The organism is Rhizobium leguminosarum bv. trifolii WSM2297 (genome assembly GCF_000271845.1).
This window is the reverse complement of the sequence record NZ_JH719395.1, coordinates 1,107,841-1,133,204: the sequence shown is the minus strand read 5'-3', so window position 1 is coordinate 1,133,204 and position 25,364 is coordinate 1,107,841. Positions and strand designations below refer to the sequence as shown.

The 25,364-nt window shown below is 62.1% G+C and carries 18 protein-coding genes and 1 pseudogene; 13 read left to right on the top strand and 6 right to left on the bottom strand.

The features are described from left to right. The first annotated feature begins 68 nt into the window (after positions 1–68). Positions 69–602, top strand: coding sequence for a ribonuclease H family protein (locus RLEG4DRAFT_RS20780; protein WP_003579636.1), 534 nt, complete (start codon positions 69–71; stop codon positions 600–602). Between the two features lie 15 nt (positions 603–617). On the opposite strand, the gene RLEG4DRAFT_RS20775 is transcribed toward RLEG4DRAFT_RS20780, so the two are convergent. Beyond that, complete coding sequence (locus RLEG4DRAFT_RS20775) at positions 618–2,930, bottom strand: NADP-dependent malic enzyme (RefSeq protein WP_003579633.1); 2,313 nt, start codon at positions 2,928–2,930, stop codon at positions 618–620. A 238-nt stretch (positions 2,931–3,168) separates the two neighbouring features. On the opposite strand from RLEG4DRAFT_RS20775, the gene RLEG4DRAFT_RS20770 reads away from it, so the two are divergent. After that, positions 3,169–4,608 carry an FAD-binding oxidoreductase gene (locus RLEG4DRAFT_RS20770; RefSeq protein WP_003579631.1) on the top strand — a complete coding sequence of 480 codons (1,440 nt, stop codon included), beginning with the start codon at positions 3,169–3,171 and terminating at the stop codon, positions 4,606–4,608. 36 nt (positions 4,609–4,644) lie between these two features. Here RLEG4DRAFT_RS20770 and RLEG4DRAFT_RS20765 read toward each other — a convergent pair whose 3' ends face one another. Next, the gene (locus RLEG4DRAFT_RS20765) at positions 4,645–5,394 is read right to left on the bottom strand and encodes a histidine phosphatase family protein (protein ID WP_003579630.1); all 750 of its coding nucleotides are present in this window, start codon (positions 5,392–5,394) and stop codon (positions 4,645–4,647) included. Between RLEG4DRAFT_RS20765 and RLEG4DRAFT_RS40940 the strand changes: the two genes are divergently transcribed. The 3 genes from RLEG4DRAFT_RS40940 to RLEG4DRAFT_RS20755 all read left to right on the top strand — a co-directional run bounded on the left by RLEG4DRAFT_RS40940 (position 5,371) and on the right by RLEG4DRAFT_RS20755 (position 7,837). Then, complete coding sequence (locus tag RLEG4DRAFT_RS40940; RefSeq protein ID WP_171898208.1) at positions 5,371–5,607, top strand: hypothetical protein; 237 nt, start codon at positions 5,371–5,373, stop codon at positions 5,605–5,607. The two genes, RLEG4DRAFT_RS20765 and RLEG4DRAFT_RS40940, sit on opposite strands and share 24 nt — an antisense overlap. Next, positions 5,583–6,425 (top strand): UDP-2,3-diacylglucosamine diphosphatase, encoded by an 843-nt coding sequence (locus RLEG4DRAFT_RS20760; protein ID WP_003579628.1) that lies wholly within the window; start codon positions 5,583–5,585, stop codon positions 6,423–6,425. Before RLEG4DRAFT_RS40940 ends, RLEG4DRAFT_RS20760 begins: the two co-directional genes overlap by 25 nt. 194 nt (positions 6,426–6,619) lie before the next feature. After that, the gene (locus RLEG4DRAFT_RS20755; protein WP_003579627.1) at positions 6,620–7,837 is read left to right on the top strand and encodes an MFS transporter; all 1,218 of its coding nucleotides are present in this window, start codon (positions 6,620–6,622) and stop codon (positions 7,835–7,837) included. On the opposite strand, the gene dgcA is transcribed toward RLEG4DRAFT_RS20755, so the two are convergent. Continuing rightward, positions 7,789–8,772, bottom strand: coding sequence for an N-acetyl-D-Glu racemase DgcA (dgcA, locus tag RLEG4DRAFT_RS20750; protein WP_003579623.1), 984 nt, complete (start codon positions 8,770–8,772; stop codon positions 7,789–7,791). The genes RLEG4DRAFT_RS20755 and dgcA overlap by 49 nt on opposite strands. Before the next feature lie 84 nt (positions 8,773–8,856). On the opposite strand from dgcA, the gene RLEG4DRAFT_RS20745 reads away from it, so the two are divergent. From RLEG4DRAFT_RS20745 to RLEG4DRAFT_RS20725, 5 genes and pseudogenes are all read left to right on the top strand, one after another. After that, a complete protein-coding gene (locus RLEG4DRAFT_RS20745) occupies positions 8,857–10,041 on the top strand; it encodes an ABC transporter permease (protein ID WP_003579621.1) in 1,185 nt (394 codons plus the stop codon). 1 nt (position 10,042) lies between these two features. Further along, the gene (locus RLEG4DRAFT_RS20740) at positions 10,043–10,888 is read left to right on the top strand and encodes an ABC transporter ATP-binding protein (protein ID WP_003579615.1); all 846 of its coding nucleotides are present in this window, start codon (positions 10,043–10,045) and stop codon (positions 10,886–10,888) included. Between the two features lie 8 nt (positions 10,889–10,896). After that, on the top strand, positions 10,897–12,267 hold the full coding sequence (locus RLEG4DRAFT_RS20735) for an MCE family protein (RefSeq protein ID WP_003579614.1): 1,371 nt from the start codon (positions 10,897–10,899) through the stop codon (positions 12,265–12,267). A 24-nt stretch (positions 12,268–12,291) separates the two neighbouring features. Continuing rightward, on the top strand, positions 12,292–12,903 hold the full coding sequence (locus RLEG4DRAFT_RS20730) for an ABC-type transport auxiliary lipoprotein family protein (protein WP_003579612.1): 612 nt from the start codon (positions 12,292–12,294) through the stop codon (positions 12,901–12,903). Positions 12,904–13,051: 148 nt separating this feature from the next. Continuing rightward, positions 13,052–14,304, top strand: a pseudogene (locus RLEG4DRAFT_RS20725) (diguanylate cyclase). An 11-nt stretch (positions 14,305–14,315) separates the two neighbouring features. Here the strand turns inward: RLEG4DRAFT_RS20725 and RLEG4DRAFT_RS20720 are convergent. After that, on the bottom strand, positions 14,316–15,191 hold the full coding sequence (locus tag RLEG4DRAFT_RS20720) for a D-alanyl-D-alanine carboxypeptidase family protein (protein ID WP_003579607.1): 876 nt from the start codon (positions 15,189–15,191) through the stop codon (positions 14,316–14,318). A gap of 476 nt (positions 15,192–15,667) precedes the next feature. Here RLEG4DRAFT_RS20720 and RLEG4DRAFT_RS20715 point away from each other — a divergent pair, with 476 nt between their 5' ends. Further along, the gene (locus RLEG4DRAFT_RS20715; protein WP_037094695.1) at positions 15,668–16,192 is read left to right on the top strand and encodes a hypothetical protein; all 525 of its coding nucleotides are present in this window, start codon (positions 15,668–15,670) and stop codon (positions 16,190–16,192) included. A 37-nt stretch (positions 16,193–16,229) separates the two neighbouring features. Here the strand turns inward: RLEG4DRAFT_RS20715 and RLEG4DRAFT_RS20710 are convergent, their stop codons facing one another. Continuing rightward, entirely contained in the window at positions 16,230–16,790 is a 561-nt protein-coding gene (locus tag RLEG4DRAFT_RS20710; RefSeq protein WP_003579606.1) for a cysteine hydrolase family protein, read from the bottom strand. A gap of 123 nt (positions 16,791–16,913) precedes the next feature. Continuing rightward, positions 16,914–23,909, bottom strand: a complete 6,996-nt coding sequence (locus RLEG4DRAFT_RS20705; protein ID WP_003579605.1) for a membrane protein — start codon at positions 23,907–23,909, stop codon at positions 16,914–16,916. A gap of 464 nt (positions 23,910–24,373) precedes the next feature. Here RLEG4DRAFT_RS20705 and RLEG4DRAFT_RS20700 point away from each other — a divergent pair, with 464 nt between their 5' ends. Together RLEG4DRAFT_RS20700 and RLEG4DRAFT_RS20695 are read left to right on the top strand one after the other, a co-directional pair. Beyond that, positions 24,374–24,757 carry an Hpt domain-containing protein gene (locus RLEG4DRAFT_RS20700; protein ID WP_003569019.1) on the top strand — a complete coding sequence of 128 codons (384 nt, stop codon included), beginning with the start codon at positions 24,374–24,376 and terminating at the stop codon, positions 24,755–24,757. A 203-nt stretch (positions 24,758–24,960) separates the two neighbouring features. Next, the gene (locus RLEG4DRAFT_RS20695; protein WP_003569017.1) at positions 24,961–25,281 is read left to right on the top strand and encodes a 2Fe-2S iron-sulfur cluster-binding protein; all 321 of its coding nucleotides are present in this window, start codon (positions 24,961–24,963) and stop codon (positions 25,279–25,281) included. Positions 25,282–25,364 lie beyond the last annotated feature (83 nt).

Below are 25,364 nucleotides of genomic sequence, written 5' to 3'. Positions count from 1 at the left end.
ATAAGCTCAGATGAAATCCTAGCGTATTTTCGCGACCTTATCCAGTAATCGCCCAAGACCCGGTGAAAATGACAGGCATTCGCGACGAGATCCCACCCTTCGCACCGGCATCAGGTGTACCGGAATCCCGACACGGCCTTCACGTCTTCGCGGACGGTTGTTACGAGCCCGGTTCCGGGCATGGAGGCTGGTCGTTTGTCGCTTACCGCGATGCGGTGGAAATCGCGTCCGGTTTCGGTGGCGTTGAAGATTCCAGCAATAATGCGATGGAATTGACCGCCGTTCTGAGGGCAGCCATGTGGATCAATAGCCAAACAGCCGGCGAAGCCGCGGTCATCTGGTCGGATTCCATCTATGCCGTCAAAGGCTGCAACAGCCGGCGACATATCTGGAAGAACAACGGCTGGAAGAAAAGCAGCCCGAATTGGAATGGGCGAAGGCGAACGATCGACAATGCGGAGCTCTGGAAAACGGTCGATCTTCAGCTATCCCAAAACGCCCTGGTAAGCATTGCCTGGTGCAAGGGCCATTCGGGAATTATCGGCAATGAACGCGCGGACGCGCTTGCGGATAGAGGGCGCCTGTCGATAGCGGGCGGCTGATATGTTCGCAGCCGGCTATGCCGGCTGCGATGCCTCGACGACGGCCAGCGCCGCCATGTTGACGACGCCGCGCGAGGTGACCGAGGGCGCCAGGATGTGGGCGGGCAGGGCGGTGCCGAGCAGGATCGGGCCGACATGCAGGCCGTCCGTCATCGACTTGACGACGCCAAGCGTGATGTTGGCGGCATCGAGGTTCGGGAAGACCAGCAGATTTGCTTCATCATGCAGCGTCGTATCCGGCATGACGCGTTTGCGCAGCGCTTCGGTGATGGCGCTTTCGCCATGCATTTCGCCGTCGACCTCGAGGTCGGGCGCGGTGTCGCGCACCAGCTGCAGCGCATTGCGCATCTTCGTGGCGCTTTCGGATTCGCGCGAGCCGAAGTTGGAATGCGAGACGAGGGCAGCACGCGGCGTGATACCGAAACGGCGGATTTCCTCGGCCGCCAGCACAGTCGACTCGGCCACTTCCTCAGCGCTCGGATTGAAGGTGACGTAGGTGTCGGTGAAGAAGGTGGCGCCGCGCTGCGAGATCATCAGGCTGAGGGCGGAGAAATCGCGGACATCCTTACGCTTGCCGATGATCTGGCGGACGTCGCGCAGATGCTTCTCGTAGCGGCCTTCCAGGCCGCAGATCAGCGCATCGGCCTCGCCGCGCCTGAGCGCCAGCGCGCCGATCACGGTCGTATTGGTACGCACGATGGTGCGGGCGGCTTCCGGGATGACGCCGCGGCGGCCGACGAGGGAGAAATAGAGATCGACATATTCGCGGAAGCGCGGATCGTCTTCCGGATTGATGACTTCGAAATCCTGCAGCGGCCGGATGCGCAGGCCGTAGCGCTTCAGGCGCGTCTCGATGACCTGCGGGCGGCCGATCAGGATCGGTTCGGCGAGGCCTTCTTCGAGCAGCACCTGGGCGGCGCGCAGCACACGTTCGTCCTCACCTTCGGAGAAGATGACGCGCTTGCGCTCGGCAGCCTTGGCCGCGGCGAAGATCGGCTTCATGACAAAGCCGGAGCGGAAGACGAAGCGGTTCAGCTGGTCGAGATAGGCGTCGAAATCCTGGATCGGGCGGCGGGCCACGCCGCTCTGTTCGGCAGCCTTGGCGACCGCCGGGGCGATGCGCAGGATAAGGCGGGGATCGAAGGGCGAGGGGATCAGGTAATCCGGGCCGAAGACCGGGGTCTCGCCGGAATAGGCGCGGGCGGCGACATCGGACGGCTCTTCGCGGGCAAGGGCTGCGATGGCGCGCACCGCCGCCATCTTCATTTCCTCGTTGATCGTCTCGGCGCCGCAATCGAGCGCGCCGCGGAAGATATAGGGGAAGCAGAGGACGTTATTGACCTGGTTGGCGAAATCCGAGCGGCCGGTGCAGATCATCGCGTCGGGACGGGCAGCACGAGCAAGATCCGGCATGATCTCCGGCGTCGGATTGGCGAGCGCCATGATCAGCGGCTTGTCGGCCATCTGCGCCAGCAGCTCCGGCTTCAGCACGCCGGCGGCCGACAGGCCGAGGAAGACATCGGCGCCGCCGATATTTTCGGCCAGCGTGCGCGTGTCGCTCTTCTGGGCATAGACGGATTTCCATTCGTCCATCAGCTCGGTGCGGCCTTCATAGACGAGGCCTTCGAGATCGTGGACCCAGATGTTTTCGCGTTTTGCCCCAAGAATGACCAGCAGGTTCAAGCAGGCAAGGGCGGCGGCCCCGGCGCCGGAGGCGACGATCTTGACGTTTTCGATCGCCTTGCCGGCGAGTTCCAGGCCGTTGAGGATCGCGGCGGCGACGATGATCGCCGTGCCGTGCTGGTCGTCGTGGAAGACCGGGATCTTCATTTTTTCGCGCAGGCGCCGCTCGACCTCGAAACACTCAGGCGCTTTGATGTCCTCGAGATTGATGCCGCCGAAGGTCGGCTCCAGCGAGGAGACGGTCGAGACCATCTGCTCGACGCTTGCCGCGTCGATTTCGATATCGAAGACGTCGATGCCGGCGAATTTCTTGAAGAGCACGGCCTTGCCCTCCATCACCGGCTTTGAGGCCAGCGGGCCGATATTGCCGAGGCCGAGCACGGCGGTGCCGTTGGAAATCACGGCAACGAGATTGGCGCGCGAGGTATATTCGGCCGCCATCTCCGGATTATCGCGGATCGCAAGGCAGGGAGCGGCGACGCCGGGCGAATAGGCGAGCGCGAGGTCGCGCTGGTTGCCGAGCGGCTTGGTTGCCTGGATCTCCAGCTTACCGGGGCGGGGATAGCGGTGGAAGAACAGCGCCTGCTCGTCGAGATCGCCGCTCGTCAGGTTCTTGTCCGTCTTGGATTTTTCCTGGTGATCCATTGCCGCCTCCGTGCACGTCTTTTTTGAAGTTCCTCCATACATCAATCGGATACAGGCGACAGTATGGAAATGGGGGATGGGAGAAGTTTTCGTGGGGTGGCCCCACGGTACAACCAGTTGTGGCGTATCGTGGCAGGAGCAGCGGCTAGCTAATCCTTTTGGAAAACTTGTTTGACGGTCGCAGCAAGCGCAATATTCCGCCGCGACGGTGCGGGGCGCCGGTCGCATGGAGGAAATCATGGACAATTTGAACCTGACGAACCTGCAAAAGGGGCAGACGATGGTCAATGACGTGGCCATCGATGCATTTGCCGCCGGATTTCGCGGCAATCTCCTGACCAGCAAAGATATGGATTACAACGAGGCGCGGGCGATCTGGAATGCGATGATCGACCGCCGGCCCGGGCTTATCGCTCGCTGCGCCGGTGCTGCCGATGTCGTGCGCGCCGTGCGGTTTGCACGCGACAACAATCTGCTCGTTTCGGTGCGCGGCGGTGGACACGGCATTGCCGGCAACGCCGTCTGCGAGGGCGGCGTCGTCATCGACCTGTCGGCGATGAAATCGGTGCGGGTCGACCCAGAGACACGCCGCGCCAGGATCGAGCCGGGCGCAACCCTTGCCGATGTCGACCAGGAAACGCTGGCCTTCGGGCTGGTGCTGCCGACTGGCATCAATTCCACCACCGGCATCGCCGGCCTGACGCTCGGCGGCGGCTTCGGCTGGCTGACCCGCAAATTCGGACTGACGATAGACAATCTGGTCTCGGTCGACGTGGTGACGGCCGATGGCGAACTGGTCAAGGCGAGCGAGCCGGAAAGGCCGGACCTCTTCTGGGCCTTGCGCGGCGGCGGCGGCAATTTCGGCGTCGTCACCTCCTTCGAGTTCCAGCTCAACCCGCTCCATTCCGAGGTTTTGGCCGGACTGGTCGTGCATCCCTTCGCGGACGCCGAAAAGGTGCTGAGGGAATACCGGCAGGCGCTGGAAGCGGCACCCGACGAACTGACCTGCTGGGTGGTGATGCGACAGGCGCCGCCGCTGCCGTTCCTCCCCTCGGAATGGCACGGCAAGGAGATCCTGGCGCTCGCCATGTGTTACTGCGGGGATATCGCGGCCGGAGAAAAGGCGACGGAAAGATTGCGGGCGATCGGAAAACCAATTGCCGATGTCGTCGGTCCGGTGCCGTTCACCGGCTGGCAGCAGGCATTCGATCCGTTGCTTGCACCAGGTGCGCGCAATTATTGGAAGAGCCAGGATTTCGCCTCCCTCCCGGATGCAGCAATCGACGTCTTGCTCAACGCGGTGCGCAAACTGCCGGGACCGGAATGCGAGATATTCATCGGCCATGTCGGTGGTGCGGCCGGCCGCATTCCGACGGAAGCCACCGCATTTCCGCAGCGCAGCTCGCATTTCGTGATGAATGTGCATGCGCGCTGGCGGGAGGCTGTGATGGACGCAAGCTGCATCGGCTGGGCGCGCGAACTCTTCGAGGCAACAAAACCGCATGCAGTCGGCACCGCCTATATCAACTTCATGCCGGAGGATGAGGCCGATCGGGTCGAGACGGCATACGGCGCCAATTACGGGCGCCTTGCCGAAATCAAGTTACGCTATGATCCGAACAATCTGTTTCGCATGAACCAGAACGTCAAACCGGCGGCTGCCGTGCGTGCTGCCTGAGGAAATTGATAGGAAACCCGGCGACCGCGGGAGGGGCTACCCGCGGGTCTTCGGCGTGATCGTCACGTCGGCGCCATAGGCATCGCGCAGTTCATTTTCCTGGCCCGGCTGCCGGTCGGAGGCCTGGTGCAGCAGGATCGACTCGTATCCTTGCAAGCGCGTCCCTTCGATCAGGGTGATATCGGCATTTCCGGGGTTGTCGGAACGCTCGAACCACTCGACAGGGCGGTGCAGAAAACTCATTTCGACCGCCCGGTTGGTGACGCCATGGCCGACGATGACGACGTTGTCGCTGCTGTTTTCGGCGTCGCGCATGACGGTCTGGAGGAAGAGGCGCACCCGCTGAGCCACATCCGCCCGGCTCTCGCCATCCGGCGGCCGCGCGTAGAATTTGCCGCTGTTGCTGCGCATCCTCGCCCATTTTTCGAACTCTTCGGGAAATTTCTGCTTTTGTTCGGCGTGGTCGTAGATTTCGGTGAAAAGACCGAAATCCTGTTCGCGCAGCAGGTAATCCTCCCGGATCTCGCCGACGACGCTCTCGGGCAAGGCTGTGAGCAAGGCATCCTTGCTCTGCCGCGTCCTGAGGAATGGCGAGTACCAGATCTGCAGCTTGCCGAAATCCGCGCCCGGCAATGCCTTCAAATAGGAGGCGATGGCGCCGCCGGCTTCCACTGCCTGGCGATGGCCCCACTGCGTCAGCGGCACGTTGTGATCGCCGAATTGGCGATAGGCCTGTTCGTTGAGGTTGCCGAGAGATTCGCCGTGGCGAACGAGAAAGAGACGCATCAGCCATCCCGCATTGTCGGATATGGAATCGCCGCCATCATGAACGCGCTCGATGGAGAGGGCAATATTGTCGGAAGGAAGCAGCCGTCGATACGCTACCTGCCTGTGTTGGATCGGGTTTGCGGGGCTTTTCCCCAGTTTGTCATCTTCCTGAAACACGAGTCTGGTTTTGGAAGGCTAGATGAAAGATGGGGCATGAGCGACAGCTCGTGATAGACATGATGGAACCCAGACATTTCCGCACGCTCTTCATTTCCGATGTCCATCTCGGCTCGAAAGCCGCGAAGGCTGACTTCCTGCTGGATTTCCTGCGCTATCACGAGGCCGATACGATCGTTCTCGTCGGCGACATCGTCGACGGCTGGCGCCTGAAGCGCAGCTGGTATTGGCCGCAGGTCTGCAATGACGTCGTCCAGAAGCTGCTGCGCAAGTCGCGCAAGGGCACGCGCGTCGTCTATATTCCCGGCAATCACGACGAATTCCTGCGCGCCTTCCCGGGAATGCATTTCGGCGGCATCGAGGTCGTCGAGGGCATGATGCATGATGGCGCCGACGGCAAGAAATATCTGATCCTGCATGGCGACGAATTCGACGTCGTGGTGCGCAACGCCCGCCTGCTCGCCTATCTCGGCGACTGGGCCTACGATACGGCGATCCGCATCAACATCATCCTGGCGGCGGTGCGCCGCCGCCTCGGCATGCCCTATTGGTCGTTCTCGGCCTGGGCGAAGCTGCAGGTCAAACATGCCGTCAACTTCATCGGCGATTTCGAGCGCGTCGTGGCCGAGGAAGCCCGCAAGAGCGGCGCCGACGGCGTGATCTGCGGCCATATCCACCATGCCGTCATCCAGGAGATGGACGGCATCCGCTACATCAATACCGGTGACTGGGTGGAAAGCTGCACGGCGGTGGCCGAGCATGAGGACGGCACGTTCGAACTGATCACCTGGCGGTCGCTTGCCAGCAGCGTGCCGGCGCTTGTTGCTCTCGAGCATCTCGAAGATGCCAAGCTGGCCCCCCAAGCTGCTTGATTTTGGCTGCTTGATTTTGGTCGCCTGATTTCGGCGCCGGCGCATTCGCGCCTGCGCTGCCCAAGAATATAGCCGTTACCGTCAGGCGACAGGCCCAATTTATTTTCTAAAACGTTTCAGTACGGCTATTTCTCGCAATAGTCGCCTCCAGGGTGGTGTGTTAGGACAACGATCAGTTTCCTTCAGGTCCACCGATGATTCCCGCTCAATATTCCCCGAGTGAGGGAGCGCCGCCGCGCTTCCGGCTGCTCAGCGCGCTTTCCTATTGCGCGCCGCTGCTCGTCAACGGCATCGTTCTGCCGTTCTTTCCCGTCTGGCTCGCAACCCACAGCTTCAGCGACCACGAGATCGGCATCATCCTTGCCATACCGATGGTGGTTCGCGTGCTGGTGGCGCCTGTCGTCGCCATGATCGCCGACCGTCTGAAGGAGCGCGCCGACGTGCTGCTCTGGTCGGGCGGCCTCTCGCTACTGACGGCGATCGCGCTGTTCTGGACGACGAGCTTCTGGCCGGTGACGATCGTCTATGCACTGCAGGGCGCCACCTTCGCGCCTTATGTGCCCGTCGTCGAGTCGATCGTCATCTCGGGCGTGCGCCGCTGGGGGCTCGATTACGGGTCGATGCGGGTTTGGGGCTCGATTGCCTTCATCGTCTCGACGCTGGTCGGCGGCCAGCTGGTCAGCCGGTTCGGTGGCGGGATGGTGCTCGTCGTCATGGTGTTCGGCTTTGCCATGACCGTCGTGATGGCGATCTTCTGTCCGCGCATCGGGCCGACGCGGCGCCGCGGCCAACCGATCAACATTCCAGCCGCCACCGGCAGCGGGTTGCGCGAGCCGCATTTGCTGCTGCTTTTGATCGGTGTCGCCATCCAGCAGTCGAGCCATGCGGTGCTCAACGCCTTCTCCTCGATCTATTGGCATCAGCTTGGCTTTTCAGGCGCTCAGGTCGGCCTGCTCTGGAGCGCCGGCGTGGCTTCCGAGGTGACGGTGTTCTTCCTGTCGAAGCGTCTCAACCGGCGCTTCAACGCCTGGACGCTGATCCGCTTCGGCTGCGCCGTCAGCGTCTGCCGCTGGATCCTGTTTCCGATGAATGCCGGTTTTGCCGGATTTTTCCTGCTGCAATGTTTTCACGGGTTCACCTATGCCTTCGTGCATACCGGCGTGCAGCGTCGGATCATGGCGACGGTGCAGGAGACGCAGGAATCCTCGGCGCAAGGCGCCTATTTCTTCTATGTCGGCATGGCGATGGCGCTGATGACGCTCGCGTCGGGTTATCTCTATGCCTGGCTCGGGGTCGTCAGCTATTACGTCATGGCGCTGGTCGCGTTCTCCGGCCTCGGCCTGGTCATCTCGGCCTACTACCTTCAGCCCCAGAGCGCGCTTTCCGGCGGAAAGACCAGAGAAGCGGCGTAGCGCAGGCCGGGTTCGCGGTCGCGGGCAAGCAGCAGCGGGCCGTCGAGATCGACGAAATCGGCATCCTGGGCGAGCAGCACGGCAGGCGCCATGGCAAGCGAGGTGCCGACCATGCAGCCGATCATGATGCGGAAGCCGAGGCGTTCGGCCTCGGCCTTCATCGCCAGGGCTTCCGTCAGGCCGCCCGTCTTGTCGAGCTTGATGTTGATCGCGTCGTAGCGGTCGGCAAGGCTTGCGAGATCGCCGGTATGGTGGACGCTTTCGTCGGCGCAGACGAGCAGCGGCCGGCGGATTTCGGCAAGCAATGCGTCGCGGCCGGCCGGCAGCGGCTGCTCGACGAGAACGACACCCGCTTCGGCGGCGATATGGAGATGGCGTTCCAGCACCGGTTCCGGCCAGCCCTCATTGGCATCGAGAATGATGGCGGCGTCCGGTGCGGCCGCACGGACGGCGCGGATGCGGCTTTCATCGTCGCCGGTGCCGACCTTGACCTTGAGCAGCGCGCGGCCGGCATGTTTCCGCGCTTGGGCGGCCATCACCTCCGGTTCACCAAGCGAGATGGTGTAAGCAGTTGTGAGCGGCTTTAGATCTGCAAGGCCGAGAAGAGCCGCGACGCTTTCACCTGTTCGTTTCGCTTCCAGATCCCAGAGGGCGCAATCGACGGCGTTGCGGGCGGCACCCGGCGGCATCGCCGACAGCAGATCGCGGCGCGAGATGCCGGCTTCGATCAGCGGACGTGCGGCCTCGATCTGAGCGAAAACGCTCTCCATGGTCTCGCCATAGCGGCGATAGGGCACGCATTCACCAAGCCCGCGCGCACCGTCTTCGGCGAGCGCGCAGGTGATCACCTCGGCCTCGGTCTTGGCGCCGCGTGAGATGGTGAAGGCCCCGGCAATCGGAAAGGAATTCATCTGAATATCGAGAGTGCGCGGCATTATTGCTGTCCTGCGAGCATGGAAATTGCAGCTTGCTTCTGTATATTGACGCGCCGGTAGCGAACGATCGTTCGCGATTCGGCAATGTCGCTGGAAGCCTTGAAAGACATAAGTATCTTGAACGCCGAGAATCGCAACGTTGCTTCGCTTGACGTCGACGACCAGTCCGATGGTTCGGGGCAGCATGTGCGTCTTAAAGGCAACTGGCGCAGTGCCTATGTGCATTTCGTGCTGCGCGACTTCGAGAAACTGCTGCACCAGAAGGCCGGGGACCTGACGGTCGATCTCTCCGACATTACCGATATCGATACTGCCGGGATCTGGCTGCTGTGCCGGCTGAAGAAGGAAGAAGAGGCGGCCGGACGCACGGTTCGCTTCGAAGGCACCAATCAGCATATCGACGAAATGCTGGAGATGTTTTCCGAGGAGCCGCCCAAACCTGAGCCGGAGCAACAGGAAAAGATCTCGCTTATCGCGCGCATTTTTGCGCCTGTGGGCAGGATGACCTACGACCTCTGGGACAATTTCGCCGCCTCCATGTATATCCTCGGCTCGGCGGTGCGCGGGGCGCAAATGAAGTTCGGCCGCGGCAGCGGCGTTTCACCGGCCTCGATCGTCAACCAGATCGACCATATGGGCGTTCGCGCCGTCCCGATCATCCTTCTGATGTCGTTTTTGATCGGGGCGATCATTGCTCAGCAGGGCGCTTTTCAGCTGCGGTATTTCGGTGCGGAGGTCTTCGTCGTCGATCTCGTCGGCATCCTGCAATTGCGCGAAATCGGCGTGCTGTTGACCTCGATCATGATCGCCGGCCGTTCGGGCAGCGCCATCACCGCCGAAATCGGCTCGATGAAGATGCGCGAGGAAATCGACGCGCTGAAGGTAATGGGGCTCAACCCGATCGGCGTGCTGATCTTCCCGCGGCTGGTGGCGCTGACCATCGCGCTGCCGCTTTTGACGGTGCTCGCAAATTTCGCCTCGCTCGCCGGTGCGGCCGCCGTCGCCTGGGGTTATTCCGGCATCACCTTCGCCAACTTCCTGTCGCGCCTGCACGAGGCGGTGACGCTGTCGACGGTGCTGTCAGGCATGATCAAGGCGCCGTTCATGGCGCTGGTCATCGGCATCGTCGCCGCCGTCGAAGGGCTGAAGGTCGGCGGCAGCGCCGAATCGCTCGGCCAGCATGTGACGGCCGCAGTGGTGAAGGCGATTTTCGTGGTCATCCTGATGGACGGGCTTTTTGCGATGTTCTATGCAGCGATCGATTTCTAGCATGGCGGACCGCGTGGACGAGCAATCAAACGAAATCGAGAAGGACGACGAGGGCAGGGACATCGTGCTTTCGGCGCGCGATGTCACCGTCGCCTTCGGCTCCAAGGTCGTGCTCGACAACCTCAACCTGAATATCTATCGCGGCGAGATCCTCGGTTTCGTCGGTGCGTCGGGCACCGGCAAATCGGTGCTGATGCGTACGGTGCTCAGGCTGCTGCCGCGCCGCTCCGGCACGATCAAGATTCTCGGCCAGGATTTCGACGAACTCAACGAGCCGCAACGCAACGCACTCGACATGCGGCTTGGCGTGCTGTTCCAGCAGGGCGCGCTGTTTTCGTCGCTGACAGTCAAGGAAAACATCCAGGTGCCGATGCGGGAATATCTCGACCTGCCGCGCTCGCTGATGGACGAACTGGCGCATCTGAAGATCCGCATGGTGGGGTTGGCTGCCGATGCCGCCGACAAATACCCGTCCGAATTGTCCGGCGGCATGATCAAGCGCGCCGCCCTTGCCCGGGCGCTGGCACTCGATCCCGAACTCGTCTTCCTGGATGAGCCGACCTCGGGTCTCGACCCGATCGGCGCCGCCGAATTCGACGACCTGATCGCCAACCTGCGCGATAGTCTGGGACTGACCGTGTATATGGTGACGCATGACCTCGACAGCCTGTTTTCGGTCTGTGATCGTATAGCCGTGCTCGGAAAGAAACGGGTAATGGTGGAAGGCACGATCGACGACATGCTGGCCTACGACGATCCCTGGGTGCAGGCCTATTTCAAGGGTAAGCGGGCGCGCGCGATCGTGCCGCAGGATGATGGCGCGCGGCACGGCGTGAGCGGGAAGTGACCGGATAAATGGAAACCAAAGCCAATTACACGATTGTCGGTTTTTTCACGGTGCTGGTGATCGCGGCGGCCTTCGGCTTCGTCTACTGGATGGCCGAATATGGCCGCGGCGGCCCGATGACCGAGCTGATCGTGCGTATTCCGGGTTCGGCGAACGGCCTTAGCGTCGGCTCGCCGGTGCGCTTTAACGGCATCCAGATCGGCTCGGTGCAGACCCTGTCGATCGATGCCGACGATCCGCAATATTCACTGGCCTTCACCCAGGTGCGCACCGATGCGCCGATCTATCCCTCGACCAAGGCCGCTCTTGAAATTCAGGGCCTGACCGGGGCCGCCTATATCGAACTGTCAGGCGGCCGCAAGGGCGAGGAAAGCATCCTCCAGCACGCGATCGACAACGGCAAACGCGCCGTCATCGTCGCCGATCAGTCGAGCGTCACCAATCTTCTGGCGACCGCCGACAAGATCCTCGATCGCGCCAACGACGCCGTCGGCGAACTCCAGGGTTTCATCGAAGATTCACGCGCGCCCCTGACCCAGACGTTCAAGAATGCCGAGACCTTCTCGGATGCGCTGGCGAAGAATTCCGACAATATCGATGCTTTCCTGCAAAGCGTCGGTGAGCTTTCGAATACGGTGAAGGCCGTCTCCGGCCGTGTCGATTCGACGCTCCAAGCTGTGGAATCGCTGGTCAAAGCGGTCGACGCTCAGAAAATCGACAACATCGTTTCCAACGCCGAGAAGATCACCGCCAATGTCGCCGATGCCTCGGGCGACCTCAAGGGGGCGATCCAGAAGTTCGACCAGACGGCCACCACCTTCAACGATTTCGGCAAGCAGGCACAGGCGACTCTCGACCGCGTCGACACGCTCGTCGCCCAGATCGATCCCGCCAAGGTGAGGGGCTCGGTCGACGACATCGCGCAGGCGACCAAGGATGCGCGCACCGCCGTCGCCTCAATCCGTGATGTCGCCGATACGGTTTCGGCCCGCAAGAAAGATATCGACCAGACGATCCAGGACGTCTCGCAGCTTACCAACAAGCTGAATTCGGCCTCGACCCGTATCGACGGCATTCTCATCAAGGTCGATGCGCTGCTCGGCACCGACAATACGCAGTCGATGTTTGCACAAGCGCGCGAGACGCTGGAATCCTTCAAGAAGGTTGCCGACAACCTGAATGCGCGCATCGGGCCAATCGCCGACAATCTGCAGAAATTCTCGAGCGGCGGCTTGCGCGACGTGCAGACGCTCGTCAACGACATGCGCGGAACCGTGAATAATCTGAACGATACGATCACCAACTTCGACCGCAATCCGCAACGCCTGATCTTCGGCGGGGACACGGTCAAGCAATATGACGGCCGGACGCGGCGTTAACTGGGATTTCAGGGGTAGCCTAATATGGTCGCATCGCATTTGTTGTCGCGCCGTTCATGGATCAGGGGAACGGTGATCGCGCTGCCGCTGACGGCGCTGATCCTTTCGGGGTGCGGCACCGCTGCCAAGAACGATACCTATGATCTGAATGCTGCTGTCGACGGTGATGGACCCGCGGCCAAATCCCGCCAGATCCTGATCGCCAGCCCGACGGCGCTGAAGGCGCTCGACAGCGAGCAGATCGTCATCCGCGTTTCACCTTCGGAAATCCAGTATCTGTCGCGGGCGCAATGGGGCGACAAGCTGCCGCGCATCGTTCAGTCGAAACTGGTTGAGGCCTTCGAGAATTCCGGCAAGGTTGGCGGCGTCGGCATGCCCGGGCAGGGGCTGGCGATCGACTATCAGGTTGTCACCGATATCCGCTCCTTCGAAATCGATGCTTCGAGCGGCAACCAGGCGGTGGTCGAAATCTCCGCCAAGATCCTCAACGACCGCAACGGCTCCGTGCGCGCCCAAAAGGTATTCCGCGCCATGGCGCCGGCGGGCGGCGATAATGACGGGTTCGTCAAGAGCCTCGACCGCGCCTTCTCCACGGTCGCCTCCGAGATCGTCAACTGGACACTGCGCTCAATCTGAGATGGCGTTTGGCGACCGTTGCGTCGACATCGAGGGTTGCCGGTTTTGAGAAAATATTTGGCCCTATCTGATTGGGGCTGTGATCGTATTCAATTTTTTCACGAATTTGTGGAACGCATCATGTTATCGCTGTCAGGAGGCATGCTGCATGGTGGTCGCACGAGTATTTGGAAAGTCGTCGTCGGAGGCGATCCAGCGCGAAAACGACCGCCTGGCTGCGCTGCAGCAGCTCGACCTTCTAGACACGCCGAGGGACGAAGGTTTTGAGCGGATCGTCCGCCTGATAAAGCAGATTTTTTCCATCGACATCGGCATCGTCTCCCTGATCGATGCGCATCGGCAATGGTACAAGGCCTGCTCCGGCCTCTCAGCCGACGAAGTGTCGCTTGAAGACACGTTCTGCCGTTGCGTGGTGGACTGTGACGAGCCTGTTATCGTGCAGGACGCCACCAAGGATGCACGCTTTTCGAAACATTCGGCGGTGACCGGCGAGGACCATATCCGCTTTTACGCCGGCGTGCCGCTCCGAACGAAGGCCGGGCATATGATCGGAACGGTCTGCGCGATCGATCGCCGGCCAAGATCGTTCAGCACAAGAGACCTCAGCATTCTCGATGAGCTGGCCGGGGCGGCGATGGACCGCATCGAGCTGATGCACTCGGCCGCTACCGACAGTCTGACCGAGGCGATGACGCGGCGCGCCTTCAAGCAGGAAGCCGACCAGCTGATTTCGCTGGCTTTGCGGCACCAGCATGACCTGTCCTGCATCGCCTTCGATATCGACCATTTCAAGCAGGTGAACGACACGCATGGGCATGCCGCGGGAGATGCGGTTCTCAAGGCGGTAGCCTCGATTTGCAAGGCGACCCTTCGCGCCGGTGATCTGTTCGGGCGGATCGGGGGCGAGGAATTTGCCATCATCCTGCCGCATGTCGATCGGGAAGGGGGTGTCGCCGTTGCCGAGAAACTCCGAGCTGCCATCGCCGGGCAGCTCATCGCGATGATCACGGTTCGTTGAATGTCACGGCGAGCTTCGGAACGTCGGCACTCTCGATGGTCAGCAAGGAGATCGAGACGCTATTGGCCCAGGCGGATGCAGCGATGTATCAGGCCAAACATGCCGCGCGAAATCGTTGCGTCTCCTGGAGTTCCATCCACGCCGATCATGCTATCGGCGCGCGGCGGCGGGTGCTGAAGGCGGGTTCGATCCTGTTCAACGATCGACGCTCGACCATCGACTGCACCGTCAAATCCATTGGCTCGGAAAGCGCTGGCATTTCGGTTTCCAATTCGGCCGGCATTCCATCCGAGTTCATTCTTGCCATCAAGGGAGAAGGATTCGAAACGAATTGCCGGGTGATCGCCCAGGACCGGCAGCACCTGGAAGTGGCTTTCAGATAGCAGACCTGGGCTTACTTCGTCGGTTGCGTATCCGTCATCGTCGCTCCCGGCTGTTTGATTGGCGTCGTGTATGCCGTGGCCGTCGATGACGCCGGCAGCGCGCTGTCCAGCAGGCCTGCCATCTTGTCGTCACGCAGGCTTGCTGTCTTTTCGCCCATGACGACGCCGACGACGCGGCGGCCGTCCTTCAGCGCCGACGTCACGACATTATAGCCCGATGCATCGGTATAGCCGGTCTTGATGCCGTCGACGCCGTCATAACGATACATCAGATTGTTGTGGCCGCGCAGCTTCATGCCGCGGAACTGAAAGCCGCGCATGGAGAAGAGCTTGAACTCTTCCGGAAAGTCCCGCATCAGCGAAACGCCGAGGGTTGCCATGTCACGCGCCGAGGTGACCTGCTCGGGATCCGGGAGGCCCGAGGGATTCTCGAAGACCGTATTCGACATGCCGAGCTGGCGCGCCTTGTCGGTCATGACAGTGGCAAAAGCCTGTTCGGAGCCGCCGAGTTGTTCGGCGATCGCCACGGCAGAGTCGTTGGCAGACAAGACAACGATGCTTTCGACCGCTTCACGCAGCGTCACCTGGCGGCCGGCGCCGACGGCGAGCTTGAAGGGCTCCTTGCTCTCGGCATTTTCCGACATGGTGAGCTTTTGGTTCCAATTGAGGCGTCCCTCATGCAGGGCCTCGAAGGCGAGATAGAGCGTCATCATCTTGGTCAATGATGCCGGGTAGTTCAGCTCATCCTGATTGGAAGCTTCGAGAACCTGACCGGACTGCGCATCGACGACGAAGCTTGCCTGGCCGGCTTGAGCCAGCGTGAAGGCGCTGATCAGCATGGCGGAGGAGAGCGCGGTGGCAAGGAGCCGGGAGGTCGTCTTGGTCATCGATATAATTGTCTCTGTCGTTGGACGGCCGAGGGAGCCGTTGGTTTAACGCAAGCGGATCAAAAAAGTTTGTGACGGAATGAAGGACGAGCGGCAATAAAAAAGCTCTATCCACAGCTGATTCATTTTGCCTCACCGTCATCGGCCTCGATCGATGCGTTTACAATTGGGGCATAGCAGCCGAACGGTGAAAGACAGAAGATCGGGACCGCCTGGCGGTCCCGGTTTTCGCCGCTGCAGTTGTTCTCAAATTTTCCGCAGCACTTTGAATTGCTGCATAATTCCGATTTAAGAAATTATACGGTAGGAGACAGCGTTATGCTGCGAGGGGTGGGATTTCTATGATGCGCTCGGCAATGGTTTTGGTCGTCGGCATATGTGTGCTCGTTTTCTCCTTTTCCGCCTTTGCGTCATCCGGACGCTCCGTCCCGCGTTCGCTGGTTCCTCAAATGTTTCTGTATGAGGAGAGACCGGCGATGGCACAGCCGACGACCGTTCCCGGTTCTGTTACGTGGTCAATCGATATGCGCACCGACGCCAGGGGGCGCTCCGATCCGATTATCCAAGCGCACATTGCGGTGCCAAAGCGTCACCTCACTGCAGTGCTGACACTGGAACGGAATGCAGATCCCTCTGTTTCCGCAAGCCACCTCATCGAATTGTCGTTTCGGATCGCGGCAGGATTTAAGGGGGGTGGAATTTACAGTCTCCAGCGCATGTCAATGAAAGCGACGGAAAGCGATCGCGGTGACACATTGATAGGCGTGCCCGCCAAGGTCACGGACAATCTCTACATGCTGGCGCTCAATGATCTGCCTGAGGCTCGCGCCAGGAACCTTGAACTGCTTGAACGCCAATGGATCGATTTGCCGATTTTCTATCAGGACGGCAAACGAGCACTGCTGACGCTTGAAAAGGGCGCGGATGGGGAGCGTGTATTCCATCAGGCAATTCAGGCTTGGGCATCAAATGATCTCGCCCCGATTGATGGCGGCGAATAAGAAGCTGGCAGCCGGTCTACGAACTGCTGCCGGAGTTTTATGAAAAGGTGATCCCGGCGGCGGGGTGGATGTCTACCGCCGCCTTGCCCGCGTCGAAACCGTCGAGCGTTTCATTGTGGTGGGCGACAATCTCGGAGAAGGTGAGGGTTGCCGTATCGCCGGTGGTATGACCATCGGCAATCAACGTCACGTCATATCCGAGGGAAACGGCGCGCCTGACCGTCGTGTCGACGCAGAATTGCGACATGCAGCCGCCGATGACGAGGTGGGTGACCGAGCGTTCGTTCAGGCGTTGGGTCAGATCGGTCTCGAAGAAGGAGTCGGCGCTTTTCTTGCGCACGACGACCTCGCCTGGTTTCGGCGCGATCTCCTGGCGCAATGCCCATCCTTCGGTGCCGACGGCCAATCGGTGGCCGCTGTCGCCGTCATGCTGGACCAGCACGACCGGCGTGCCCGAATGCCTCGCCTTTTCCTGGAGCGATGCAAGCCGGGCGACGGTCTCGTCCAGCGCGGCATCGATATGCGGTTGGCGCTCCGGCGTAGCTTTTCCCGAGAGAATTGCATTCTGCACGTCGATGATCAGCAGGGCCTTGGTCATTTCGGATACCTCATGATTAGGCGTTCGCGGTCGCGTCCTTCCGATAAACGAAAGCCGCCCGACATGTGTGGCGGCGGCTTTCTGTCCAATTCGGTCATAAACGATCGATGGTTATGAGCAGGCTCAGCTGAGCCTGCCTGCTGCATGGGCGAGCATGGTGTAGACCTTGCCCGTATCCGAGGTGAGGTAGGACTGCGAGACGGTCTGGTTCGGGTCGGTGCGGGCGACGTCGGCGAGCAGCTTTTCGAAATCACCGATGTAGCGGTCGACGGCGGTGCGGAATTCCGGTTCGCGGTCGTATTTGCGCTTGATCTCGTCGAAGGTCTGCTGGCCCTTCAGCGTATAGAGGCGACGGGTGAAGACGTCGCGCTCGCCGCGCTGATAGCGGCGCCAGAGATCGACCGAGGCGTCGTGATCGATGGCGCGGGCGATATCGACCGAGAGCGAATTCAGCGATTCGACCACGTGGCGCGGATTGCGCAGATCATTGCTGCGCGCGGTCGGTGCTGCCGTTGGCGCCGGGGTGCGGGCAGGCGCCTCCTCGGCGGCCTCCTCACGCGATGCGCCGCGCAGGAGATCGCTGATCCAGCCGCCGCTTTCGGCGCGAGCCGGTTCCTGGCGGCCTGGTTCCTGACGGGCAGGGGCAGGCTGCGGAGCGGCGCGCTGGGGGGCGGCAGCTGGTGCTGCCGGAGCGATCGTTCCGCGCAGGCCCGTCGCTTCGATCGGCGGGGGCGCTGCCGGCTGCGGCGGCTGGGGTGCCGACGGCTGACTTGCTACCGGCTGACTTGCTATGGGCTGGGCACGCGGGGCCGGCTGCGCCTGGGCGAGCGTGCGGGCGACGGGCTCGGAAATCTCAAGCTGCTGGCTGGAGCGGCCGACGAGCTGGGAGATATCCTGCAGCGCCTTGATCTGCTCGGCGACGGCCCGGCGCATGGCCGAGGCGCTTTCCTTGGCTTCCTCAGGAAGGTCGAAGGCGCCGCGCTTCAGTTCGGCGCGGGTGGCGTCGAGCTCGTTGCGGATGTCGGCGGCCGAGCGGCGGATATCGTCGGTGGCGCCGGAGAAGCGGCCGACGGCATCATCGATCGCCTCGCGCAATGCTTCGCGCATATTCTGGGCGGCACCGTCGGAGGCGCGGCCGGCTTCGCCGAGCATGCGCTCGACTTCCGACAGCGAAGCGGTCAGGCCACCGCGAATACGGTTGGAGAGATCGCCGGAGCGACGTTCGACATTGGCGAAGGTGCCGTCGATCGTCGTATTCGCCTCGTCGCCGGCACGGGTGATCGCCTCGCGCATCGTCTCGGCGGCTTCCTGGGCGCGCTTCTCGGTTTCAGTGAGAATGCGGCCGATATCGGCGAAGGAGGATTGCACGCCCTGGCGCAGATTGCCGGTGACCTGGCTGGAGCGCTGTTCGGCCCGCTCGAACACGGTCTCGATCATGCCGCCAAGTCCGAGCATGGTCTTTTCGATCTCGTCGGAGCGCTGAACCAGGCTGACGGAGAGCGCCTGCAGCGCGCCTTCGCGTTCCTCGAGCGTCGAGGCAAGGTTGGACTGGGCGGCGCCGAGAAGCTGCGAGGCCTGGGTCAGGACCTTGGAGTGTTCGTCGAAACGGCCGATGATGCCACCGACCTGCGACAGCGTCTGGCCTGATATGTCGGAGAGGCGGTCGACCTTGCCTTCGAGAAGCCGTGTCGAGGCGTTGACCATCTCGGCAGCCTTGGTGGCGGAGTCGGCAAAGCGCGTGGTGGTGTCGCCGAGACGGCTGTCGACGCTCGTCAACTGTTCGGCGGCGCGGTTCATCATCATCGCCATCGCCGCACTGCTTTCCGCCATGCGCTCGACGAGACCGTTGACGTTGCCGACCAGGCTGTTTTCAATGGCGCTGACGGCATTGGCGACATTCTCGGTGCGGGCGGCAACGGCGCTGGCGAGCGCTTCGTTTTCGGCGCGCAGACGGTCGGCGCTGAGGTTGGCAGCGGCGGTGATGCGGGCGGCAGCCTGCTCGCCGGCATCGGTATATCGGTCGATGATCGGGCGGGCGGTTTCGTCGAGGATGCGCGTCAGCTCGACCGAACGGCCGGATAGCATCGAATTGAGGTCGCGGGTGCGCTCTTCGAGCGTCGAGCGGATCGAATTGCCGCGCGCTTCGAGCGCCCGGTCGATGTCGGAGAAGGTCGTATCGATCTCGCGAGCGCGCTCCTCGAGATTGGAGCGGATAGCGTTGCTGCGTGCTTCGAGCGCCCGATCGACATCCGCCATCGTGGCGGAAATCTCGCTGCCGGCCCCCGACAGCGTCGAGCGGACGGCGTCGCCGCGCGTCTCCAGAGACTGGCCGGCATCCGACAGTGCCTTGGAGATGGCATTGACCTGCTTGCCGACGATGGTCTCGGCCTCGGCCACCTTGTTGACGATGGCATTGCCGGCTTCCGAGAAGGTCTGGGCGACAGCTGCGGCCTGGCTTGCCAGCCGGCTCTGGGCCTCCGTGACGCGGGTGACGATCTGCGACGAGCGCTCATCCATGGTGCGGGTGAATTCGTCGCTTTTCGTATTGAGATCCTCGGCGAATTGCTGGCCGGTCTTGCCGAGCAGTTCGGTGGTTCTCGTCGCTTCGCCTTCCATTCCCTGGGCTGCTTCGGCAACGGCGCTGCGCAGCGTCGAGGCGAGGCCGGCGGCCTTGCCTTCGATGGTGCGGTTGACGGCCTCGAGGCCGACGGTCAACGCACGGTCCATGGTGGACAGACGTTCCTCAATGCGTTCATTGCCGCGGTCGAGGGTTTGGCCGAGGCTCACGGTGCGGCCGTCGATGGCGCCGGTCAGGGTGGTGGTGCGGCTGTCGAGCGTCTCGGCCAGATTGGCGGCGCGGCTGTCGATCGCCTGAGTGAGGTTTGCGGCGCTGCCTTCGAGCGTTGCCGAGATGCGCCGGTTGGCGTCATCGCTGAGCGCGCCGATGCGCGAGATGCCGTCGGCAAGCACGCCGGATAGCTGGCCGCTGGCGGCTTCGACCCTTTCGGCAACACCGCCGACGCCATTGCTGATACGGGTTTCGATCGCCGCAAGACCGGATTCCACACGCGATCCGGTTTCTGCAAACCGGCCCGTCAGGCTTTCGACCGACTGATCGAGTTGGGCGGAGAAATTCTGGGTGGAGCTCGAAATCGCATTTGCAGCCTCTTGGAAGCGGCCGGCGATCTGGCCGGCGCCGGCATGCATGCGATCTTCCAACGTCTGGGCGCTGGCATCGATGGCCTGTCGGATCGACGCTTCACGGTCCTCCAGCGACATTTCGAGCATGCTGACACTCGTCGCCACCGAGGTGCCGATGCTGGTAGCGTGTTCGGTCAGCGTATCGCTGATCAGCGCATGAGCCTGGTTTAGCGACAGGTCGATGGCGTTGGCCCGATCCTCAAGCGTCGTGCGGATGCGCTCGTGGGCGGAGGTGAGCCCGCCTTCGATGCGCGCCGCGGCCTCGTCAGCGAGGCCTCCGAGCCGTGCATGGGCATCGGTCAGGCGGCCTTCGATGCGGCCGGTCAGGCCGCCGACGAGATCCTCGAAGCGGGCGCCGCCGGCATCGAGAACGCCCGAAAGGGCGGCACTATGCTCGGAAAGCGCACTTTCGAGCCGCTGCTGATTATCGGTGTAGGCAGCGCGGATGGCATCGGTCTTGTCGGTGAAGGCGCCGGCGACGCGTGACTCGGCGCCGGAGACGGCCTCCATGATGGAATTGCTGCGCGCTTCGAGCACACTATCGAAGCGGCTCTGGTTATCGTCGAGCGAAATGGCGAGCGCCATGGTCTTTTCGTCGAGCGTGTCGGTCAGCCGGTCGTGAGTGGCCGTTACGGCGCCGATGATCGCAGCGGTGCGATGCACCAAGGCTTCCTCGAGACGGGCCTGGCCTTCGTTTAGAGAGGCGGCAATGGCGGCGGCCTTCCGGTCGAGCACACCGTTCAGGCCGTCATGCGTGCCGGAGACCGCCTGGGTGATCGCATCGGCGCCTGATGTCAGGGTCTCTTCGAGACGGCTCTGGCTCTCGTTCAGCGAAATGGCAAGCGCCATTGCCCGGTCGTCGAGTGTCTCCGACAGGCGGTCGTGGGTGGCAGAGACCGCATTGAGGAAGGATTCCGAGCGGCTTTCCAGCGTGTCCTGCAGGCGGCTCTGACCCTCGTTCAGGGAGGCGGCGAGGGCTGCCGACTTTTTGTCGAGCGTTTCTGAAAGACGTTCATGCGTGCCGGACACGGCCTTGAGGAAGGTTTCGGAGCGCGCTTCCAGCGTGTCTTCGATCCGCGACTGGCTCTCATTCAAGGAGATGGCAAGCGTCATCGCCTTTTCGTCCAGCGTCTCGGACAAGCGGTCATGGGTGTCGGAGACGGCGTTCAGCAGAGCTGCGGAGCGGCTTTCGAGTGTCTCGTCGATGCGGGCCTGGCCTTCGCTGAGCGAGGTGGCAAAAGCTGCGACCTTGCCTTCCAGCGTTTCGGACAGGCGGTCATGCGTGCCGGAGACAGCGTTTAGCAGAGCCGCCGAGCGGGTCTGGAGCGTTTCTTCGATGCGGGCCTGGCTCTCGTTCAAGGAGATGGCGAAGGCCGCCGCCTTTTCGTCGAGGGTCTCGGCAAGACGATCGCGCGTGCCGGACACGGTGTTCAGCAGCGCCTCGGCACGCGTTCCCAGCGCATTGTCGATGCGGGCATGGCGCTCGTCGAGCGAGGTGGTGAGGGCGGCCGCCTTGCTGTCCAGTGTTTCGGACAGGCGGTCATGGGTGCCGGAGACGGCATTCAGCAGGGCCGCGGAGCGGGTCTCTAGCGTGTCTTCAATGCGGGCCTGGTTTTCGTTAAGCGAAATGGCGAGCGCCATCGCCTTTTCATCGAGCGTCTCGGAGAGGCGGTCATGTGTGCCCGCTACCGCGCTCAGCAGCGCGCCGGAGCGGGTCTCGAGCGTATCCTCGATGCGGGCCTGGCTCTCGTTTAGGGAGATGGCGAGCGCCATGGCCTTTTCGTCAAGCGTCTCGGCCAGCCGGTCATGGGTGCCGGAGACGGCATCGATGATGGCGTCGGCGCGGGTCGTTAGCGCTTCTTCGAAGCGGCCGTGATGGGTGGTGAGCGCATCGACCAGGGCGCCGCCGCGCTCGGCCATGACGCTGTCGATGCGGCCGTGGGCCGTGCCGAGCGCCTCGCTGATTTCCGCCGCACGGGCGGCAAGCACGCCGCTCAACTCCTCGGCGCGGCCGCCGAAGGCCGCGGTCACCTGCTCGGTGCCGGCGGCAACGGCGGTGGTCAGATCGGTGGTGGTGGTGCGCAGCGTGTCGCGGAATTCGGCCGAGCGTGTCTGCAGATTGTTCTGCAGATCGGAGGTGCCGGATGCAAGCGTCAGCGCGATTTCCGAGGTGGCGCTCTGCAGCGCCGACGTCAGTTCGCCGGTGCGGCTGGTCAGCGCGTTGGTGATCTCGTCCACCCGGGTGCCGAGCGTGCTTTCCAGCACGTCATGGCCGGTGGCGAGTGCCGTGGCGAGCGCCAGCTGCTGGTCGGTCATCGAGGTGCCGAGACGGTCGATGCCGGAATTCAGGATGCCGTCGATCGAATCCGAGCCGCCGGTCAGCGTCTCGTTGATGCGGGCGAGGCTCTCCATCAGCTTGGTGTCGAGCGAGCCGGTGCGTTTGTCGAAGGCGCTGGTGAATTCAGCAACGCGTTCGTCGAAGGCGGTGGACAGCTGGGCAACCGTCGTCTGCAGCCGTTCTTCGAAGAAGCCGGAGCGAACGTCGAGATCCATGACGGCGTCGTCGGCGGTGCTCTGCAGGCTCTGGCGGAAGCTGGCGCCCTTTTCGTCAAGGGCGCTGTTCAGCTTCGACAGCACGTCGTCGAGCGTACCGCCGATCGTGCGTTCACCCGATGTCAGGCTCTCGTTGATCTCGCGGGTGCGGGCGATCAGGATCTCGCTGAGCTGCTGCGTGCGCTCGTGCAGCGCGGCATTCAGCTTCTCGGTGCTGCTGTCCATGGTCGAGGCGCGCGTCTCGAATTGGCTGAGCAGCCTTTCGCCATGGTCATTGAGGTTGACGGAGAGGGCTTCGAGGCGGTTGTCGAATTCGGTGGCGAGCGCGAAACCCGATGCGTTCAGAGTCTGCAACAGGCTATCGGTCTTGGCGGCGAGCAGGCTGCCTATCGACTGCAGGGCATTGTCGGATTTTTCCAGGATCGTCGCGGCGCGCGTATCGATCAGCGAGGCAAAGGCTTCGCCGGATGTGGAAAGCCGCACCGCGATCTCTTCGGTCGCAAGTGACAGCTCTTCCTTCAACTGATCGTGGACGCTGCCGATCGAGGTGCGGATACGGTCGGCATGGTTGACGATCGCCTCGCGCTCGGAACCGAGTTCGTGGACGAGGCCGCGGACTCGCAACTCGTTGTCGGCATAGGAACGTTCAAGTGCATTGACTTCGGAATGGACGAGTGTTTCCAGCTCGGAGGCACGCGCGATGGTGCGCTCGATGCCTTCATTCATGGCCGAGACCTCACGACGGACGGCCTGGCCGACGGTCATGATGCGCTCTGAGGCGATGGTTTCCGGCTCCGCCAGGCGCAATGCCACCTCCGCCATGGAACGGGCGGCGTTGCGCATGTCCTGAGCGCGGGCGATCATGATGGCAAAAGCATAGAACATCATGACGGGGATAATGATGCCGACGAGGCCGGCGATGACGCCGGGCAGGGCGACGAGATCGGCGAGCGAACGGATCTGCCAGATCTGAGGCGCATAAAGCAGCGACATCAGGCCGAGGCCGCCCATGACCCAGAGCACGGAGAACAGCGTGGCGGTGCGCACCGCCGAGCGGCTGGAGGCGCCGTCGAAAGATTTCAGGATCGAGGCTGGCGTGTTGCGGCTGGCGTCGTTGGCGGGCGTGAAAGCCGGCCCCCTGGAAGCCTGCTCGCCGGCGGCACCGCGGCGGTTGCGACGCTGCGCTTCTTCCTGGGCCTGCTGGTTACGCGCATTTACTGGATCAGACACATTAGCCTCCGGGGCCTCAGGCGCGTCGCCGCGGCGAGACGGCACGTTATCTTTGCCGAAGTCGATCTGGAGCGCCTCGTCCAATGCCTTGAACGCCTTTTCCTCAATCGACTCGTTATATCTATTGTTCGCCATTGGTTATGCCTTGTTACTGTCGGCCGATCCGGTAGCGCAATCCCGGGCTTCCGCCTCACCCGGAGAACAACTTTGCCGTTCCAGCCTTCCATCCCAACGACGGACGGATAAGCATGTCATTTCAGAGTAGATAGCCGCTTTTTCAAACGGAAGGTATCAAAACACTACCATTATCCACTCGCTCGGCAAAGGCGCGTACCATAAACCCGCTCCACCAGTATCGTAGTGACACATCTGGGCTCTTCACACAATTAATGAAGGCTTGAGATTCAAGGCTCGTTAACCCGTTGTTAACATCTTTGAATCCGCGGCACCGCTTAAAAACCAATAATTTAGGGATATTTAACGGACGTTAACCATGTGACGAGATTTCCAAACCGAATGTGCCGGAATTTAACGTGATGGCCACCCTCCTGACGCAGAACTGTAGCAACTGCGCACGACACGAGACGGGAGAATTGGCAATGGCAGCTCAGATGGCAGCGTTGAACATCGTATTCGAGGCGCCGGATAATGCAAAGGGACCCTGTCCCTCGAAGGTCCGGCCGATCGATCTGGTCCATCTCGCCAAGCAGACGATGGGCGACAAGTCGCTGGAAATCGAAGTCCTTCAGATGTTTGCGCGCCAGGCTCGCGCATGTCTGCAGGATATTGCCAGCGGCGAAACCATCCGCGTCGGCGCGGCCGCGCACCGCCTCAAGGGCGCGGCAAGCTCGGTCGGCGCCTTCCGTGTGTCGCAGACAGCCGAAGCCGTCGAGGAGACCGGCGGTGACGCCGGGGCGACGGCAGCGCTGGGTGCGGCCGTCATCGACGCCGAGAATTTCATTCTGAAGCTCTGCCGCGGCTGATCCCTGTTTGAAATGTCGTTCGAACGAGGCCCGTTGTTTCATTGCGGAACCGCGGGTCTTTTTGCGACCTGCTCCATGACGCTTTGAAGACGGCGGGCGAAGGCCCGATCTGCGACGCTATGACGAATTTCCGCAATGTTGACTGATGCGTCGAATTGTCGGAAGAAAATCCGCCCATCATTTGAAGACCGGAAATAGTCCTGATGCCCAAACTTACCATCGTTGCTTTCGACGGCACGCGCTTCGACCTCGACGTCGACCAAGGCTCTACCGTCATGGAGAATGCCGTGCGCAATTCGGTGCCCGGCATTGAGGCCGAATGCGGCGGCGCCTGCGCCTGCGCGACCTGTCATGTCTATGTCGACGAGGCATGGACCGAGCAGGTCGGCCAGCCGGAAGCGATGGAAGAGGATATGCTCGACTTCGCCTTCGATGTGCGCCCGACCTCGCGGCTGTCCTGTCAGATCCGCATGAAGGCTGTCTATGACGGGCTCGTGGTGCACGTGCCGGAACGCCAGGCTTAAGCGCGCCGCGCTTCAAACTTCGCCTGAATACGATCCAGAAAAAAGACGCCTCGCGCGCTAGAGCGAGCGAGGCGAGGCGGGCG

Excerpts from the sequence above, each read along its gene's own strand:
- RLEG4DRAFT_RS20715 (WP_037094695.1), top strand. The coding sequence starts at position 15,668 with ATGGCACAGCCGACGACCGTTCCCGGTTCTGTTACGTGGTCAATCGAT.
- RLEG4DRAFT_RS20695 (WP_003569017.1), top strand. The coding sequence starts at position 24,961 with ATGCCCAAACTTACCATCGTTGCTTTCGACGGCACGCGCTTCGACCTC.
- dgcA (WP_003579623.1), bottom strand. The coding sequence starts at position 8,772 with ATGCCGCGCACTCTCGATATTCAGATGAATTCCTTTCCGATTGCCGGG.
- RLEG4DRAFT_RS20775 (WP_003579633.1), bottom strand. The coding sequence starts at position 2,930 with ATGGATCACCAGGAAAAATCCAAGACGGACAAGAACCTGACGAGCGGC.
- RLEG4DRAFT_RS20770 (WP_003579631.1), top strand. The coding sequence starts at position 3,169 with ATGGACAATTTGAACCTGACGAACCTGCAAAAGGGGCAGACGATGGTC.
- RLEG4DRAFT_RS20745 (WP_003579621.1), top strand. The coding sequence starts at position 8,857 with ATGTCGCTGGAAGCCTTGAAAGACATAAGTATCTTGAACGCCGAGAAT.
- RLEG4DRAFT_RS20755 (WP_003579627.1), top strand. The coding sequence starts at position 6,620 with ATGATTCCCGCTCAATATTCCCCGAGTGAGGGAGCGCCGCCGCGCTTC.
- RLEG4DRAFT_RS20730 (WP_003579612.1), top strand. The coding sequence starts at position 12,292 with ATGGTCGCATCGCATTTGTTGTCGCGCCGTTCATGGATCAGGGGAACG.
- RLEG4DRAFT_RS20740 (WP_003579615.1), top strand. The coding sequence starts at position 10,043 with ATGGCGGACCGCGTGGACGAGCAATCAAACGAAATCGAGAAGGACGAC.
- RLEG4DRAFT_RS20705 (WP_003579605.1), bottom strand. The coding sequence starts at position 23,909 with ATGGCGAACAATAGATATAACGAGTCGATTGAGGAAAAGGCGTTCAAG.
- RLEG4DRAFT_RS20710 (WP_003579606.1), bottom strand. The coding sequence starts at position 16,790 with ATGACCAAGGCCCTGCTGATCATCGACGTGCAGAATGCAATTCTCTCG.
- RLEG4DRAFT_RS20765 (WP_003579630.1), bottom strand. The coding sequence starts at position 5,394 with ATGCGTCTCTTTCTCGTTCGCCACGGCGAATCTCTCGGCAACCTCAAC.
- RLEG4DRAFT_RS20720 (WP_003579607.1), bottom strand. The coding sequence starts at position 15,191 with ATGACCAAGACGACCTCCCGGCTCCTTGCCACCGCGCTCTCCTCCGCC.
- RLEG4DRAFT_RS20700 (WP_003569019.1), top strand. The coding sequence starts at position 24,374 with ATGGCAGCTCAGATGGCAGCGTTGAACATCGTATTCGAGGCGCCGGAT.
- RLEG4DRAFT_RS20735 (WP_003579614.1), top strand. The coding sequence starts at position 10,897 with ATGGAAACCAAAGCCAATTACACGATTGTCGGTTTTTTCACGGTGCTG.
- RLEG4DRAFT_RS20760 (WP_003579628.1), top strand. The coding sequence starts at position 5,583 with ATGGGGCATGAGCGACAGCTCGTGATAGACATGATGGAACCCAGACAT.
- RLEG4DRAFT_RS20780 (WP_003579636.1), top strand. The coding sequence starts at position 69 with ATGACAGGCATTCGCGACGAGATCCCACCCTTCGCACCGGCATCAGGT.